This window comes from Amycolatopsis sp. NPDC048633, assembly GCF_040650695.1.
Lineage (GTDB): Bacteria > Actinomycetota > Actinomycetes > Mycobacteriales > Pseudonocardiaceae > Amycolatopsis.
On sequence record NZ_JBEZHS010000001.1, the window covers coordinates 764191 to 780512 of the forward strand.

General features: G+C 70.6%; 17 protein-coding genes. 14 read left to right on the top strand and 3 right to left on the bottom strand.

What is annotated here, in order from left to right; all coding sequences use genetic code 11:
• The first annotated feature begins 22 nt into the window (after window positions 1-22).
• From AB0C38_RS03815 to AB0C38_RS03860, 10 genes are all read left to right on the top strand, one after another.
• Window positions 23-1984: a hypothetical protein gene (locus AB0C38_RS03815; protein WP_360665969.1), complete on the top strand. Its 1962-nt coding sequence runs from the start codon at window positions 23-25 to the stop codon at window positions 1982-1984.
• 14 nt (window positions 1985-1998) lie between these two features.
• On the top strand, window positions 1999-2682 hold the full coding sequence (locus AB0C38_RS03820) for an SDR family oxidoreductase (RefSeq protein ID WP_360665972.1): 684 nt from the start codon (window positions 1999-2001) through the stop codon (window positions 2680-2682).
• 13 nt (window positions 2683-2695) lie between these two features.
• Window positions 2696-3841 (top strand): galactonate dehydratase, encoded by a 1146-nt coding sequence (gene dgoD / locus AB0C38_RS03825; RefSeq protein ID WP_360665974.1) that lies wholly within the window; start codon window positions 2696-2698, stop codon window positions 3839-3841.
• Window positions 3835-4677 (top strand): DUF4380 domain-containing protein, encoded by an 843-nt coding sequence (locus tag AB0C38_RS03830; RefSeq protein WP_360665977.1) that lies wholly within the window; start codon window positions 3835-3837, stop codon window positions 4675-4677. Before dgoD ends, AB0C38_RS03830 begins: the two co-directional genes overlap by 7 nt.
• A complete protein-coding gene (gene purB / locus AB0C38_RS03835; protein ID WP_360665980.1) occupies window positions 4674-6101 on the top strand; it encodes an adenylosuccinate lyase in 1428 nt (475 codons plus the stop codon). Before AB0C38_RS03830 ends, purB begins: the two co-directional genes overlap by 4 nt.
• Before the next feature lie 151 nt (window positions 6102-6252).
• Window positions 6253-7077 (top strand): ABC transporter substrate-binding protein, encoded by an 825-nt coding sequence (locus tag AB0C38_RS03840; protein WP_360665983.1) that lies wholly within the window; start codon window positions 6253-6255, stop codon window positions 7075-7077.
• A gap of 1 nt (window position 7078) precedes the next feature.
• A complete protein-coding gene (locus tag AB0C38_RS03845; RefSeq protein WP_360665985.1) occupies window positions 7079-7855 on the top strand; it encodes an ABC transporter substrate-binding protein in 777 nt (258 codons plus the stop codon).
• Window positions 7856-8623: an amino acid ABC transporter permease gene (locus AB0C38_RS03850; protein ID WP_360665987.1), complete on the top strand. Its 768-nt coding sequence runs from the start codon at window positions 7856-7858 to the stop codon at window positions 8621-8623.
• Window positions 8617-9357 carry an amino acid ABC transporter ATP-binding protein gene (locus AB0C38_RS03855; protein ID WP_360665990.1) on the top strand — a complete coding sequence of 247 codons (741 nt, stop codon included), beginning with the start codon at window positions 8617-8619 and terminating at the stop codon, window positions 9355-9357. Before AB0C38_RS03850 ends, AB0C38_RS03855 begins: the two co-directional genes overlap by 7 nt.
• Before the next feature lie 43 nt (window positions 9358-9400).
• On the top strand, window positions 9401-10282 hold the full coding sequence (locus tag AB0C38_RS03860) for an MOSC N-terminal beta barrel domain-containing protein (RefSeq protein WP_360665993.1): 882 nt from the start codon (window positions 9401-9403) through the stop codon (window positions 10280-10282).
• On the opposite strand, the gene AB0C38_RS03865 is transcribed toward AB0C38_RS03860, so the two are convergent.
• The gene (locus AB0C38_RS03865) at window positions 10165-10971 is read right to left on the bottom strand and encodes an SAM-dependent chlorinase/fluorinase (RefSeq protein ID WP_360665996.1); all 807 of its coding nucleotides are present in this window, start codon (window positions 10969-10971) and stop codon (window positions 10165-10167) included. The two genes, AB0C38_RS03860 and AB0C38_RS03865, sit on opposite strands and share 118 nt — an antisense overlap.
• A gap of 47 nt (window positions 10972-11018) precedes the next feature.
• Between AB0C38_RS03865 and AB0C38_RS03870 the strand changes: the two genes are divergently transcribed.
• From AB0C38_RS03870 to AB0C38_RS03880, 3 genes are all read left to right on the top strand, one after another.
• The gene (locus tag AB0C38_RS03870; protein WP_360665998.1) at window positions 11019-12020 is read left to right on the top strand and encodes a phosphoribosylaminoimidazolesuccinocarboxamide synthase; all 1002 of its coding nucleotides are present in this window, start codon (window positions 11019-11021) and stop codon (window positions 12018-12020) included.
• Entirely contained in the window at window positions 11944-12405 is a 462-nt protein-coding gene (locus AB0C38_RS03875) for an NADPH-dependent FMN reductase (RefSeq protein WP_360667481.1), read from the top strand. The genes AB0C38_RS03870 and AB0C38_RS03875 overlap by 77 nt, the downstream gene beginning before the upstream one ends.
• Before the next feature lie 74 nt (window positions 12406-12479).
• On the top strand, window positions 12480-13175 hold the full coding sequence (locus tag AB0C38_RS03880; protein WP_360666001.1) for a DUF2334 domain-containing protein: 696 nt from the start codon (window positions 12480-12482) through the stop codon (window positions 13173-13175).
• A gap of 117 nt (window positions 13176-13292) precedes the next feature.
• Here the strand turns inward: AB0C38_RS03880 and AB0C38_RS03885 are convergent, their stop codons facing one another.
• Window positions 13293-13928 carry an MBL fold metallo-hydrolase gene (locus AB0C38_RS03885; protein ID WP_360666004.1) on the bottom strand — a complete coding sequence of 212 codons (636 nt, stop codon included), beginning with the start codon at window positions 13926-13928 and terminating at the stop codon, window positions 13293-13295.
• 253 nt (window positions 13929-14181) lie between these two features.
• Here AB0C38_RS03885 and AB0C38_RS03890 point away from each other — a divergent pair, with 253 nt between their 5' ends.
• Window positions 14182-15060, top strand: a complete 879-nt coding sequence (locus AB0C38_RS03890; RefSeq protein ID WP_360666007.1) for a hypothetical protein — start codon at window positions 14182-14184, stop codon at window positions 15058-15060.
• Between the two features lie 285 nt (window positions 15061-15345).
• On the opposite strand, the gene AB0C38_RS03895 is transcribed toward AB0C38_RS03890, so the two are convergent.
• The gene (locus AB0C38_RS03895) at window positions 15346-16278 is read right to left on the bottom strand and encodes a DUF5937 family protein (RefSeq protein WP_360666009.1); all 933 of its coding nucleotides are present in this window, start codon (window positions 16276-16278) and stop codon (window positions 15346-15348) included.
• Between the last annotated feature and the right edge of the window lie 44 nt (window positions 16279-16322).

A 16322-nucleotide genomic window follows, 5' to 3' on the forward strand; every position in this document is an offset into this window, starting at 1 on the left:
CCCAGCACAAGCAACTCCGGCCGTGGACCAAGGCGCTCCCGACTACTACGACAGCGGGGTCGCGAAGACCCCGTACATGGGCTGGAACACCTACTACGGCCTGGGCGCGCCCAGCGAGACGTCGGTCAAGTCCGTCGCGGACTTCCTCGTCTCCAGCGGCCTGCGCGACGCCGGCTACCGCTACGTCTGGATCGACGGCGGCTGGACCGCGCCCGACCCGCGCGACGCGCAGGGCAACCTCCTCGCGGACAGCGCGAAGTTTCCCAGTGGACTGTCCACTTTGGTCAACTACCTGCACGCCCGCGGTCTGAAAGCCGGCATCTACACCGACGCGGGCGCCTCGGACGGCAAGAACTGCGCGGCCGGCTCCGGCGGCCACTACGAGCAGGACACCAAGCGGTTCGCGAACTGGAAGTTCGACGCCGTCAAGGTCGACTTCCTCTGCGGCATCGCCCAGAACCTCAAGCCCGCCGACGTGTTCACGCAGTTCAGCCAGGCCCTGGCCAAGGCGGGCCGCCCGATGGTGCTGAACGTCTGCAACCCGGTCACCGACGAGTGGGGCACCCCGCACGGGCCCGACCAGGTCGCCGGCATCGCCTACAGCTACGGCCCGCTCGTCGCCGACTCCTGGCGCACCAGCACGGACATCGCGTTCGGCACGCCGTACGAGGGCATCTGGACCGACGTCCTGCGCAACATGGACGCCAACGCCGCGCACCCCGAGGCGAACGGGCCGGGGCACTACAACGACCCCGACTACCTGATCCCGATGCGCAAGACCGAGCAGGGCACCTACGAGCTGAACGAGGAGGAGTCGACCACCCAGTTCGTCATGTGGGCGGAGATGGCCTCCCCGCTGATCCTCGGCTCGGACCCGCGCACGCTGCCCGCGTCGATGATCAGCACGCTGAAGAACCCGGAAATCGTGGGCGTCAACCAGGACCGCCTCGGCATCCAGGGCGTCCGCGTTGCGAACAACGGCAGCACCGACACCTACAGCAAGGTCCTGTCGCGAGACGGCGACCGCGCGGTGGTGCTGCTCAACCGCGGTGAGACGCCGACGCAGATGACGCTGAACTTCGCCGACGCCGGGCTGAAGGGCCGAGTGTCCATTCGCGACCTTCGTGCTCGCGCCGACCGCGGCAGCGCGACCGGCTCGTACACGGTCACCGTGCCCGCGCACGGCACCGCGTTCCTGCGCCTGCACGGCACCGACCTCGTCCCGGGTGACGACCTCGGCGGCACGGCGTCCGCCAGCCCGGCGATCGTCCGCACCGGCGGCAAGACCGTGACGTTCTTCCGCGACCAGAGCGGCTCCCTGCAGGTCAAGGGCCTCGACGGGCCGCGTCAGGTCGGTGGCGAGTTCCTCGGCCAGCCCGCCGCGGTCGCCACGTCCACCGGCATCGACGTCTACGTCCGCGGCCTCGACAACGCCGCCTACCAGCGCACTTACCGGTACGGCCACTGGGGCGACTGGAAGCGGCTGGGCGGGACGCTGACCGATTCGCCGTCGGTCACCAGCGACGGAACGCTCTTCGCGCGCGGCTCCGACGGTCAGGTCTGGCAGCGGACCAGTGCCGGTCAGTGGTCCGGTCTCGGCGCGCCCGGCGGCAAGCCGATCTTCGGCCGGCCCGGCGCGGCGACGTCCACGAGCGGCACGGTCGTCGCGGTCCGCACCGCCGACGACAGCGTCTGGGCGCGCACGAAGACCGGGGACACCTGGTCGGACTGGACGTCCATCGGCGGCACGGTCAGCAGCAGCCCGACGCTCGTCGCGGCCGGCGCGAAGGTCGCGCTCACCGCGTCCGCGAGCGACTACTCGCTGTGGGCCAACGCCTGGTCCGGCACGTGGGCGGGCTGGTTCAAACGGCCGGAGTACCCGAGCGGGAGCATCGTGGGAACCCTCGGCGCGGCGTCCGACGGCGCGTCGCTGTGGTTCGCCGCCCGCGGGCCGGACGACCATGTGCACGTAGCGAAGTTCTGAGAACGGAGACGGCGATGTCCACGCGGACAGCGGTGGTGACCGGTGCGGCGTCCGGGATCGGGGCGGCTACCGCCCGGAAACTGCTCGACGACGGCTACCGCGTGCTCGGCGTGGACATCGCCGAGCTCCCCGACGGCGTCACCCCGGTCCGGGGCGACGTCGCCGACGAGGCGACCTGGGCGGCCATCGGCGAGGTGGACGCCCTGGTCAGCAACGCCTACGTGCCCAGCACCGGGCCGCTGCACGAGATCGGCCGCGACGAGTGGCGGCGGCAGCTCGACGTCAACCTGACCGGCGCGTTCCTCGCCGTGAAGGCCTGCCTTCCGTCGCTGCGGGCCCGGGGCGGCGCGGTCGTGCTGGTGTCGTCGGTGCACGCGCACTTCGGGTTGCCGGGCCACCCCGCGTACGCCGCGAGCAAGGGCGCGCTGGTCGCGCTGGCCCGGCAGCTGGCGGTGGAATACGCCCCGGAGGTGCGCGTCAACTCCGTGCTGCCGGGGCCGGTGCTCACCCAGGCATGGGACCGCATCCCGCCCGAAGACCGCGAACGCAGTGCCCAGGCGACGCCGGCCGGGCGCCTCGGCCGGCCCGAGGAGGTGGCGGACGTGATCGCCTTCCTGCTTTCGGACGCCGCGTCGTTCGTCACCGGGGCCGAGCTGACCGTCGACGGCGGCTGGTCCGCCGCCAAGGATTCCGCGTAGATGGGGGACACGGGTGAAGATCACCGGGGTTGAAACGTTTCTGGTCGCGCCGCGCTGGCTGTTCCTCAAGGTCAGCACGGACGAGGGCATCAGCGGCTGGGGCGAGCCCGTGGTCGAGGGCCGCGCGGAGACCGTGCGCGCGGCGGTGCACGAAATGTCCGAGCTGCTGATCGGCCAGGACCCGCTGCGCATCGAGGACCACTGGCAGGTGCTGCGCCGCGGCGGCTTCTACCGCGGCGGACCGGTGCTTTCGAGCGCGCTGGCCGGCTACGACCACGCGCTCTGGGACATCGCCGGCAAGGTCCGCGACGCGCCGGTCCACGAGCTGCTCGGCGGCCCGGTCCGCGACCGCGTCCGGGTCTACAGCTGGGTCGGCGGCGACCGGCCGTCCGGCATCCGCGAAGCCGTGTCCGCGCAGGTCGAGGCCGGGTTCACGGCGGTGAAGATGAACGTCGCCGGCCCGCTGACGGCGATCGCGTCCCCCGCGGAGGCCGACGCCGCGGTGGCGCGCGCGTGGGAAGCGCGGGAGGTGCTCGGCCCGCACCGCGACCTCGCGATCGACTTCCACGGCCGCGTCTCGCCCGCGATGGCGCGGCGGCTGGTGAAGCTGCTCGAAGACGTCCAGCCGATGTTCGTCGAGGAGCCGATCCTGCCGGAGACGCAGGGCGACGCGCTGCGCTCGATCGTCGAGGCCTCGACGGTGCCGATCGCGGTCGGCGAGCGGCTCTACTCGCGCTGGGAGTTCAAGCCGGTGCTCGACGCCGGCGTCGCGGTCCTGCAGCCGGACCCGTCCCACGCGGGCGGCATCTCCGAGCTGCGGCGGATCGGCGCGCTGGCCGAGATCTACGGCGCTTCGCTCGCGCCGCACTGCCCGCTCGGGCCGATCTCGCTGGCCGCGTCGCTGCAGGTCGCGTTCGCGACGCCGAACTTCCTGATCCAGGAACAGAGCGTCGGCATGCACTACCACGAGGGCCGGGAGCACCAGTACCTCGTGGACCCCTCGATCTTCGCCTTCCAGGACGGCTACGCGGCCCGCCCGCTCGGGCCGGGTCTCGGCATCGAGGTCGACGAAGCGGCCGTCCGCCGCGCCGACGAGGCCGGGCACACCTGGCGCTCGCCGGTGTGGCGGCACGACGACGGCGGTCTCGCCGAATGGTGACCTGGCTGGAGCGCGGCGACCTACGGCTCGGCCTGGTCCCGGAGCTGGGCGGCCGGCTGCTGTCGGTGCGGCACCGCGGCGTCGAGCTGCTCTGGCGGAACCCGGCGCTGCTCGGCGACGACCTGCGCGGCGAGTACACCCCGAACTCCGGCCGCATGGGCGACTGGGTCAACTACGGCGGGGACAAGACGTGGCCCGCCCCGCAGGGCTGGGACGGCCCGGACCAGTGGCCCGGCCCGCCCGACCCGGTCCTCGACTCCGGGCCGTACACCGCCGTGGCCGACGGCGACACGGTGACGATGACCAGCGCCCCGGACCCGCGGACCGGGCTGCGGCTGACCCGCGCGGTCACGATCCTCGACGACGGCTACCGGCTGGACCTGCGCGCGGAGAACACTTCTGAGCGGCCGGTCCGGTGGGCGCTGTGGAACGTGACCCAGCTGCCCGGCGGCGGAACGGTGACCGCCGGCCTGCGATGCCCCGACGTCGTCGCGCTGGTGGCCGGGACCGGCACCCCCGAGTACACAGTGGACGGTGACCGGCTGGTCGTGCCGCCCCAGGACGTGATCGGCAAGCTGGGCGTGCCGGGCACGGCGGGCTGGGTGACCTACGGCGCGTTGACGCTGTCCTTCGAGGTGGACCCGGCGGGCCGGTACCCGGACCAAGGCTCGCCGCTGGAGATCTGGCTGGAGCACCCGCTCCCGGAACCGCTCGCGGAGCTGGGTGACCTGGACCCGCCCGCGCGGATCGTCGAGCTGGAGGTGCTCGGCCCGCTGACGACGCTGGACCCGGGTGCTGCGATGTCCCTGACCTGCACAGGTATCGTGAGGGCGTGACGGACAAGCCCCGCATTCCGAACGTGCTCGCCGCCCGCTACGCCTCGGTGGAGCTGGTCTCGCTCTGGTCGCCGGAGTACAAGGTCGTCCTGGAGCGGCAGCTCTGGCTCGCCGTCCTCAAGGCGCAGAAGGACCTCGGCGTCGAGGTGCCCGACGGCGTTGTAGAGGACTACGAGCGGGTCATCGACACCGTCGACCTCGAGTCGATCGCCGCCCGGGAGCGCGTCACCCGCCACGACGTCAAGGCGCGCATCGAGGAGTTCAGCGACCTCGCCGGGCAGGAGCACATCCACAAGGGGATGACCTCGCGCGACCTCACCGAGAACGTCGAGCAGCTGCAGCTGCTCCGGTCGCTCGAACTCACCAGGACCCGCGTCGCCGCCGTGCTGGCCCGGCTGGCCGCCCTCGCCGTCGAACACGCCGACACCGTCATGGCCGGCCGCTCGCACAACGTCGCCGCGCAGGCCACCACCCTCGGCAAGCGGTTCGCCACCGCCGCCGACGAGCTGCTGGTCGCCTTCGAGCGGCTCGACAACCTGATCGAGCGCTACCCGCTGCGCGGCATCAAGGGCCCGGTCGGCACCGCGCAGGACATGCTCGACCTGCTCGGCGACGAGTCCACTTTGGACCAGCTCGAAGACCGCGTCATGCAGCACCTCGGCTTCAACCGGCGGTTCGTCAGCGTCGGTCAGGTCTACCCGCGCTCGCTCGACTTCGACGTGCTGTCCACTGTGGTCCAGCTCGCGGCGGCGCCGTCCAGCCTGGCCAAGACGATCCGGCTGATGGCCGGCCTCGAGCTGGTCACCGAGGGCTTCAAGCCCGGCCAGGTCGGCTCGTCCGCCATGCCGCACAAGATGAACACCCGCTCGTGCGAGCGCGTGAACGGCCTCGCCGTCGTGCTGCGCGGGTACCTGTCGATGATCGGCGAGCTGGCCGGCGACCAGTGGAACGAGGGTGACGTCTCCGACTCGGTCGTCCGCCGCGTCGCGCTGCCGGACGCCTTCTTCGCGCTCGACGGCCTGCTGGAGACCTTCCTCACGGTCCTGGCCGAGTTCGGTGCCTTCCCGGCGGTGATCGAGCGTGAGCTTGATCGCTACCTGCCGTTCCTCACCACGACGAAGGTGCTCATGGCGTCGGTCCGTGCGGGCGTCGGACGTGAGACGGCCCACGAGGCGATCAAGGAGCACTCCGTCGCCGTCGCGCTGGAGATGCGCGAAGGCCTCGCGGAGAACGACCTCCTCGACCGCTTCGCCGCCGACGAGCGCATCCCGCTCGACCGCGGTGAGCTGGACAAGCTCCTCGCCGACCGCATTTCGTTCACCGGCACGGCCGAGCGTCAGGTGGCGCAGGTCGCCGAGCGCGTCACGCACGTGCTCGAGCGGTTCCCCGAGGCGGCGGGCTACGCGCCGCAGCCGATCCTGTGAGCTGACGCACCCGTCCACGGACTGGAACGAATCCACACGAACGGGCCAAATCCCTAATCTCGATCGCTGAACCCCGGAGCGCCGGGCCGCCCATCCCGCGGCCTGGCGCGCATTCATCGCGCCCCGTGCGCGATCAACCATGGAAGAAGCGATGAGATCCACGCTGTCGAAAATCGCCGCCGCCGTCACCGCGGGCGCGCTGACGCTGACCCTGGCCGCGTGCGGCGGCTCGGATTCCTCCGCCGCCGGCCAGACCCTGCGCGTCGGGACCCTGGGCGACGCCCCGCCGTCGATCTATCTGGAGAACGGCCGGTTCACCGGCTACGACAACGAACTGCTGCGCGACATCGCGAAGCGTGAGGGCTTCGAGGTCGAGTTCGTCGGCACCGAGTTCTCCGGCCTGCTGGCCGGCGTCGCGACCGGCAAGTTCGACATCGGCAGCTCGACGATCTCGAGCACCGAGGCGCGCAAGAAGACGGTCGCGTTCTCCAACGGCTACAACACCGGCTTCACCACGGTCGTGACCCCGAAGGGCGCGAACCTCAAGGACGTCGGCGCGTTGCCGGGCAAGCGCCTCGGCGTCGTCCAGGGCTCGGTCCAGGACGAGTTCGCGGGCAAGGTGCCCAGCGCCCAGGTCGTCCGCTTCCCCGACTACAACGCGGGTTTCGCGCAGCTGAAGAACGGCACCCTCGACGGCTGGGTCGTGCCGCAGGACATCGGCCAGAAGTACCTGGACCAGAACCCCGCGGTCCCGCTGGAGCTCGGCTACACCGCCGAGGACAAGGACACGCCGTCGGCCTTCGCCGTCGCCAAGAAGAACACCGACCTGCTGAAGAAGCTGAACGACGGGCTCGCCAAGGCGATCGCCGACGGGACGGTCGCCCGCATCTACGGGCAGTTCTACAAGACGACGCCGCTGTCCAAGGAACTCCAGCAGGGCGGGCCCGGCCTGCTCGTCACGAACCCGGGGGTCTGACGTGAAGAAGCTGATCGTCACCGGCCTGGCCGCGACGCTGCTGGCCGCGCTCACCGCGTGCGGCGGTTCGGACAGCGCTTCCTCGACCCTGCGCGTCGGCACGCTGAGCGACGCGCCGCCGAACATCTTCCTCAAGGACGGCACCTACACGGGCTTCGACAACGAGCTGCTCAAGGACATCGCGGCCAAGCAGAACCTGAAGCTGGAGTTCGCCGCGACCGACTTCTCCGGACTGCTCGGGCAGGTCGCGTCCGGTCGCTACGACATCGCGAGCTCGGCGATCGCGCAGACCGAAGAGCGCAAGAAGACGGTCGACTTCTCGGCCGCCTACGACTTCGAAACCATGAGCATCCAGGCCAAGCAGGGCACGCCGGTCACCGACGAGAAGGGCCTGGCGGGCAAGCGCGTCGCGGTCATCCAGGCCACAGTCGGCGATCACTGGCTGACCAGCACGGTCCCCACCGCGCAGGCGGTCCGCTTCCCCGACTACGCGGCCGCGCTGACCGCGTTGAAGACCGGCGCGGTCGACGCGTACATCCTCGACCAGAGCATCGCCGAGAAGAACGTCACCGACAACCCGGACGCGAAGCTCGTCGTGGTGAAGAGCTTCGTCAGCGACGTGCCGCACGGGTTCGCGGTGAAGAAGGGCAACGCGGAGCTGCTCGGCAAGATCAACGAGGGCTTGAAGAAGTCGATCGCCGACGGCACGTGGCTCAAGCTGCACCAGCAGTTCCTGCCGACCGTGCCGGTCCCCGAAGAATTCAGGCCGGGACAGTAGATGGACCAGTTCCTCGACACCTTCTTCAACTGGGAGTACATCTGGCAGGTCTTCCCCGACCTGCTGAAGACCGGCCTGCTCAACACGCTGGTCCTCGCGCTCACGTCCGGGCTGATCGGCATCGTGTTCGGCATGGTGCTCGCGGTGATGGGCCTGTCCACCAAGGTCTGGCTGCGCTGGCCGGCGCGGGTGTACACCGACGTCTTCCGCGGGCTGCCGGCGATCCTGACGATCCTCGTGATCGGCCAGGGGCTCGGCACGCTCGCGCGGGACGTCGTCGGCACCAACCCCTACCCGCTGGGCATCCTGGCGCTGAGCCTGATCGCGGCCGCCTACATCGGCGAGATCTTCCGGTCCGGCATCCAGAGTGTCGAAAAAGGACAGCTGGAAGCCAGCCGCGCGCTGGGGATGAGCTACAGCAAGGCGATGCTGCTGGTCGTCATCCCGCAGGGCGTGCGGCGCGTGCTGCCCGCGCTGGTGAACCAGTTCATCGCGCTGATCAAGGACTCCAGCCTGGTGTACTTCCTCGGCCTGCTGTCCGAGCAGCGCGAGCTGTTCCGCATCGGGCAGGACCTCGCGGCCAACACCGGCAACCTGTCGCCGCTGGTCGCCGCCGGGTTCGTCTACCTGGTCATCACCGTGCCGCTGACGCACCTGGTGAACTACATCGACAAGAAGCTCCGGACCGGCCGCAAGGTGCGCGCCGCCGAACCGGACGAGAGTGAGCCGGTCGAGCTCGGCGCCGGCGGGAGGGTCAGCACGTGGTGACGGCGGTGCGTTCGTCCAGTGTGGAGCTTCGGGACGTCCACGTCAGCTTCGGGACCCTCGAAGTCCTGCGCGGCGTCGACCTGAAGGTCGAGAGCGGCAAGACGACCTGCGTGATCGGGCCGTCGGGCTCCGGCAAGTCGACGCTCCTGCGGTGCGTGAACCGCCTGCAGGAACCCGACTCCGGCGACCTCTTGCTCGACGGCGAGTCCGTGGTGCGAGCCGACCCGGACGCGCTGCGCCAGCGCGTCGGCATGGTGTTCCAGCACTTCAACCTCTTCGGCCACCGGAGCGTGCTGGACAACATCGTGCTGCCGCTGCGCAGCGTGAAGAAGCTGAGCAAGGAGGAGGCGTCGGCGATCGCCCGCGCGCGGCTGGCCGACGTCGGCCTCGCGGACAAGGCGCCGTACCGGCCGAGCGCGCTTTCGGGCGGTCAGCAGCAGCGCGTCGCGATCGCGCGGGCGCTGGCGATGGACCCCGAGGTGATGCTCTTCGACGAGGCCACCAGCGCGCTCGACCCCGAGCTGGTCAAGGGCGTGCTGAACCTCATGGCGGGCCTGGCTTCGCGCGGCCTGACCCTGATCGTGGTCACGCACGAGATGGGTTTCGCGCGCAGCGTCGCCGACGAGGTCGCGTTCATGGACGCGGGCCGCATCGTGGAGCAGGGGCCACCGGCGCGGATCTTCGACGACCCGCGGGGCCCCCGGCTGCAGCGATTCCTGTCCCAGGTCCTCTGAAAACCGCGCGATCCGGCGGCCGGTGCCCGGGTAGCCTGCGGGCATGGCGAGGATCGCGCGGCTGACGTACTACCCGGTCAAGGGCTGTGCCGGCACTTCGGTGCCGGCCGCCGAGGTCGGGCCGGCCGGGCTGGCGCACGACCGCGTCTTCCAGGTCGTCGCGCCGGACGGCGACTTCCGCAGTCAGCGGCGCTACCCGGTGCTGGCCGCGGTCCGGCCGAAGGTCGATGGCGACAAGCTCGAACTCGCCGCGCCGGGCGTCGAAGACCTCGTCCTCGACATCCGGCGCGACGGCCCGCGGCACCCGGGCTCGACGTTCTCCTGGCACGGCACCGGCGTCCACCAGGGCGAGGAAGCCGCGCAGTGGTTCTCGGAGCTACTCGGCCTGCCGTCCGTCCTGATCGGCGTCGCGCCGGACCACGAGCGCGTCACGGGCGGTGAGACGCCCGGCACGGCCGCCTTCGCCGACGGGCACGCGCTGCTCGTCGCCGGCGAGTCCTCTTTGGATGGATTGAACGCGCGCATCCTCGAACGCGGCGGGGAGCCCGTGCCGATGGACCGCTTCCGGCCCAACATCATCGTCTCCGGCTGGGCCGAGCCGCACACCGAGGACGAGGTCCGCGCGATGACCGCGGGCACCGCGAAGTTCGGCTACGCCAGGCAGTGCGTGCGCTGCACGGTCCCGATGGTCGACCAGGAGACGGGTGAGAAGGCCGGCCCCGAGCCGATCCGCACGCTCGCGAGCTACCGGCGGCACCCGGACGGCGGTGTGATCTTCGGCATGAAGGCCGCCGTTCTGCGGCACGGTCAGGTGACGGTCGGCGACGAGGTGATCGTGCACTCCTGGGCGGGCCCGAGTCCCAGTACCGCCGCGGCGGAACCGCCGTTGACGGCGACGGCGAGCCGGCCCGCGGAGTCGGTGTAGAGCACGCTCGCGCCGGCGGGCACGTCGGCGAAGGTGCGCCCGATCTCGGTGGTCACCGCGACCCGCTCGCTGTGCACGGAAACCGCGCCGGACAACCCCGACAGCTCCAGATCGGCCAGGGTGGCGGCGAGCTGGACGTTGCCGAAGTGGTCGACCGTCAGCACCTCCGACACCAGCTTCCCCGGGAACGCCGCCACGAACGGCTCCGGCAGCTCGACCAGACCCTCGACGCGGTCGCCGAAGTCCGCCGGCGCGACCCCCAACGCCAGGTGCGCCGCCGCGGGCGCGAAGACGTCGCGGCCGTGGAACGTCGCCGACGTGACCGGCAGCCGCAGCGACGGCTCGGTCAGCTCGTACGCCGCCCGGACCCCGCCCAGCGCGTGCGCGGCCGGCAGCAGGAGGCCGTTGTCCGGCCCGACCAGCAGTCCGCCGTCGGCGACGACGACCACGCCGAGCCGGGCGGTACCGACGCCCGGGTCGACGACGGCGACGTGCACCGCTTCCGGGAGGAACGGCACGGTCTGGGCCAATGCCATGGCCCCGTGCCGGACATCCTGGGGTGGCACCTCGTGCGTCACGTCGAGCACCCGCACGGCGGGCGCCAGCCGCGCGATCACGCCGTGGCAGGCCGCCACGAAGCCGTCGCGCAGGCCGTAGTCGGTCGTCACCGAGATCCAGTCGTACGCCATGCCAGCATCATCCATGGTGGCGGAGGGTGCCCGTTAGGGTTCAGCGCGTGACACCCCTCCCCATCCCCGAGCGACTCGCCTCCGGCAAGGTCCGTGACCTGTACGCCATGGACGACCACCTGCTCATCGTCGCTTCCGACCGCATTTCCGCCTTCGAGCGCGTGTTCCCCACCGACGTCCCGGACAAGGGCCGGGTGCTCACCGCGATGAGCGTGTTCTGGTTCCGCGAGCTCGCCGACGTCCTCCCGAACCACCTGGTGGCCTGCGACGGCCCCCTCATCCCGGAGGCCTTCCGCGGCCGGGCGCTGCTGGTCGAACGGCTCGACATGCTGCCGGTGGAGGCCGTCGTCCGCGGCCACCTCACCGGCCGCGGCTACGCGGACTACCGCCGCTCCGGCGCGGTGTGCGGCCTCGCGCTGCCGCCGGGCCTGGCGGAGTCGGCGCGGCTGCCGGAGCCGATCTTCACGCCGTCCACCAAGGCACGTCCCGGCGAGCCCGACGAGAACATCGACTTCGACACGTTCGCTTCGATCCTCGGCCGCGCGCTCGCCGAAGAGGTCCGCGAGGCGTCGCTCGAGCTGTACCGCCGGGGCGCCGCGCGGGCCGCGGAGCAGGGCCTGCTGCTCGCCGACACGAAGTTCGAGTTCGGCATCGGCGCGGACGGCGGGCTCGTGCTCGCCGACGAGCTGCTGACGCCGGATTCCGCGCGGTACTGGCTTTCCCACGGCCACCGCCCGGGCCGCCCGCGGCCGTCGTACGACAAGCAGCACGTGCGCGACTGGCTGGTCGACCCGGCTTCCGGCTGGGACTGCGTGTCCGCGCTGCCGCCGTTGCCGCCGGAGGTGGTGACGGCCACTCGCGAGCGGTATCTCAAGGCGTGCCGCCGCATCACCGGGCGTTCCCTGACAGACTGGCTGCGTGATCCTGCTGATCTGCGGCAGCCTGCGAGCAGGCTCCGGCAATGCGGCGGTACTGGGGACCGTGGCGACGCTCACCTCGAGCACGACCTACACCGGCCTCGGCGACCTGCCGCACTTCAACCCGGATGACGACCGCGACCCGCTGCACCCGGCCGTCTCGGAGCTGCGCGCGGCGATCAAGGACGCGGACGCGATCCTGATCTGCACACCGGAGTACGCGGGCGGTCTGCCGGGCTCGTTCAAGAACCTCCTCGACTGGACGGTCGGCGGCGGCGAGATCTACGGCAAGCCGGTGGCGTGGATCAACGCGTCCTCGGTGGCGGCGCCGACGGGCGGCCGCGACGCGCACGACTCGCTCCGGAAGGTGCTGACGTACGCGGGCGCGAAGATCATCGACGAGGCGTGCGCGCGGATCCCGGTGTCCCGCGCGGACGTCGACGGCGGCCAGGTCGCCGACCCGGACCTGCGCGGCCGGATCGCGGTGGCCGTGCAGCGCCTGCGCGAGGGCGGCTGACCCTTCCGGCAACGGACGCCCGCCCGTTCTGCGCAGTTCACGGGCCCGTCAGACGCGTCCGTCCCAATGGTGGCGTGGAAGCTCGCTTGCTGGTTTCGCTGTCGGGAATCACCCCGCGCACGCTGCACCGGTGCGCCGACCTCGCGGCCGAGCTCGACCGCCGCCGGGTGCCGCTTTCGGTGCTGTATGCCGCCCGCACCGGCGGCGGCCCGGTGACGGAGTGGGTGCGCACGCGCGCCCGGGCCGGCGATTCCGTGCTGCTGCACGGTTACGACCACGCCGTCACGCCCACGCACCGCACGGTGTACCTGGGCAAGAAGGCGGAGTTCGCGACGCTGCCGGCGCACGAGGCACGGCTCCGGCTGATCGCGGCGAAGGCCGCGCTGGACAACGCCGGCCTGGCCGTCGACGGCTTCGCGCCGCCGCGCTGGATCGCCTCCCAGGGCACGCTGCTGGCGCTGGCGGAGCACGGCTTCCGGCTCTGCGCGGACCTCGGCGCGGTCCGCGACCTCGTCACGGGCGAGGTGCGCCGGGGGCGCGTCCAGGAGTTCACGAGCCAGTCGCACCGCACGGAAACGGTGCGCTGTTTCACCCTGGTACTGGCATCGGCGCGCGCGGCTCGCCGGGGCGGGCTGGTCCGGCTGGGGGTGGACGCCACGGACCTCACCCGCCCCGGCCTCCGCCAGGCCCTGCTCGACGCCGTCGACGTGGCGTTGGAGAACCGCGCGTTCGGTGCCACCTACGGCTCGCTGCGCACGGTCGCGGCCTGAACCTTCGGGGCCCGCCAGGCGCCGGGCTTGCGGCGTTCCAGCACCCAGTCGGCGCCGGGAAGCCCCCGGCGCTCGACGACGACTTCCGGCCGGCGTCGAAGCCTGGGTGGGCCGCTCCTAGAACTTCGCGGGCTCAGCCCGGTCCAGCACCTTGACCTCGGTGCCTTCGGGCGCGAGGTTGCCGAACAGGCCGTAGTGCAGAGCGGGGTTGGCCAGCACGGCTTCGTGGATCGGCACGGCAACCCGCGGCGCGACGGCCCGCAGGTAGTCGACCGCTTCGCCGGCCTTGAGCCACGGCGCACCCGTCGGCAGGCCCAGCACGTCGATCTTCTGCTCGGGCACGAAGAACGAGTCACCGGGGTGGAAGAAGGCGCCGTCGTCGAAGACGTAGCCGATGTTCGGGATCACCGGGATGTCGGCGTGGATGACGGCGTGCTCCCCGCCGACAGCCTTGATCGAGGTGCCCCCGACGGCGAAGGCGTCCCCCACATTGGCGATGTCGAACTGGACGCCCAGCTTCTCGACCTCCGGAGCCGAGCCGGCATCGACGATCAGCTTGGCGTCCGGGTTGGCTTCGAGGAGCTTCGGCAGCCGGTCGACGTCCAGGTGGTCGAAGTGCTGGTGCGTGACCAGCACGGCGGACAGCTCCCGCTCGCCCTCGAACCCGGTGGAGAACGCACCGGGATCGATCAGGATCCGCTCGGAGCCGGTCTCCAGCAGCAGGCAGGCGTGTCCGAAATGGACGATACGCATCGATGTTCTCCTTCGCAGGTGGTCGATTCCAGCCTAGTCCCGCTCGTCGGCACCTCGCCAACACGCAGGGTCGCCACCTGCCGGTCGCACCTCGGCCGCCGAGCAGAAATCCGCGTCTTCGGTGACCCTCGGTTTGTGTTTTCCGAAAATGTCACGGATTTGTCCACTCGTATGGAGCAATGTCGCCGAGGTGTCGGTGAATGGTTTACGCTGGAGCGTCCGGCACCGTCGCTGCGAGGGAGTGGGCGGCCCGATGCTCAAGAGCTTTCTCGGCTGGCTCCGAGACTATGTCCTCTACACCGGTATTGTCGGCCTGGCGGAAGGCGTGCTGGGCATTCTCGCATTCGGCGGGCTGCTCAGCGTATTGCTGGGGAATTCCGCGATAAAGGCGGGCGCGATCGTGGCCGTCCTGCTCGGCGTGATCGGGTTGTACATCCTGCTGATTGCGAACCGGGTCGAATGGCGGTCACGAACGGAACTCGACCGGCGACTGCTCGAGCGCTACTGTCGCGTGCTCAGGGAGCGGCACGGTCACTCGTGGCGGATCGCCAGCTGGGTGGAGTGCGCCGAGGTGCGAGCCAACGGCGACGCCACCGAGGTGATCACGGTCAAAGCGGTCGTCGAATGTGATTTCCTGGATTTCTTCGCTGTCCGCACGGGTGCGGGCTGGAATCAGCCCGAAAAGGCGCGCCGCAAGGTGAAGGTCGCGGTAAAAACGATTGAAGTCGACGGAATCGGCGGCACCCGGCGGGATACGACCTCGACGTGGCTCAACGATGGCAGGCTGGAAGTGATCGCCCATTTCGGGAGTCCGGCGCGCAGGGGTGACGAGATCCTCATGGTCATCGAGAAAGAGTGGCCGGGAAAGTGTGCCCCGCTGATGCGTGACCGGCAGCCGGACGAGTTCGCGTTGACATTCGCCTGCGTTACCGACTATCTCGAATATGCGATTCAGTTGCCGCAGGGCAACGAGGTCGCTTGTGACGTAATCGGGTTGGTGAGAGGTCAACACGACTATGCGCTGGCGGTCAAGCGCAACGGGGTCGGGCCGACCGAGGTGAGTCTGGTGGCCAGAGACATTCCGCCGCGCCTTCGGGTCGGGATGCGTCTCGACCTCAAGAAGGCGAGGTAGCCCGTCAGGATGACGGGCCCTCCTCTTGCTCTTCGTGCAGGCGGAACTATGTGTCTCCGCCTTCGCCACCTTGGTGAATCATTCTCATCCTCAGCTCGAGATCACGGAAGTCTTCAGTCGTATGAACTGACTGAAGACTCGCGACTATAGCGCGCCGGGGGCGCCCTGTGTGACTGATGTCGAACAGATTTAGTAACTCTTTCGGTGATTTTAACTTCACTGTATGTGCACGAGTGAAGCATGTTTCGCTTGGGGCCAGGTGGAGAATGTGTCGACGACTGTGGCTCATATCTTGCCGGTGAGCAAGGCGTCGCCGAGCTCGGTCCGGCGGTACAGCACCCGATGGCCACGACGTTCCGACGTCAGCAACCCCGCCCCGCGCAACGCCGTCAGGTGCGCCGAAACCGTCGCCGGCGCCAAAGCGTGGCGCCGGGCCAGCTCGGTCGTCGCCGCGGGGCGGTCGAGGGTGGTCAGCAGCAGCGCTCGCGTGCGGCCGAGGACCTCGACCAGGGGCTCCGGCGGCTCCGTCGCGGACGTCCACAGTGAAGCCACGCCCCGGGCCGGGTAGAGCAGGGAGATCTGCCACGGTGGCACCGTCACCACGCCGACGCTCGGCCACGCGAACACCGCCGGGATCAGCAGCAACCCGCGCGAATCGATCTCCAGCCGTTCGCGGGCGGGGAGGTCCACCAGGACCGACGTGTCCGACAGCCGCACGCGCGGGTGCAGCCCGGCCAGCATCGACGCGATCCCGCCGGCACCCAGCTGCCGCGTCCGGAACGCGATGTCCGCCGCCAGCAGCTCACGCAGGCGAGGCCACTCCGGCGCCAGCAGGGTCGTCCACACCGTCTCGAGCTGGTCGGCGAGGAGGTCGCGGGCGGCCGCCGGGTCGTCCGGCAGCAGCGAAAGGTCGGCGTCGACCATCCCCAGCTCCAGCGCGACCTGGTGCGGCGGCGTCGCCCGGACCGCGCGCAGCTGCGCCTCCGCCGTCGTCTCCGGGCCGCCGGGCGGCGGGCTCAGGAACTCGGTGATGTAGTGCCGCGCGCCCAGGACCGCGGCCAGCTCGGGCACGTCGGGAGCGTCGGCGAGCCACGGCAGGTGCGCCGGGTGCCGCCGGACGCCGAGCAGCGTCTGGACGGCGCCCAGTACCTCCTCCAGCGGCGAGATCGCGAAGCGGACGCGTTGCGCGCCGGCGGCGGTCAGGACCAGCTCGATCATCGCTGATTCGCTCTCACCCGAATCAGTGTGCCTTGGCCAAGTCA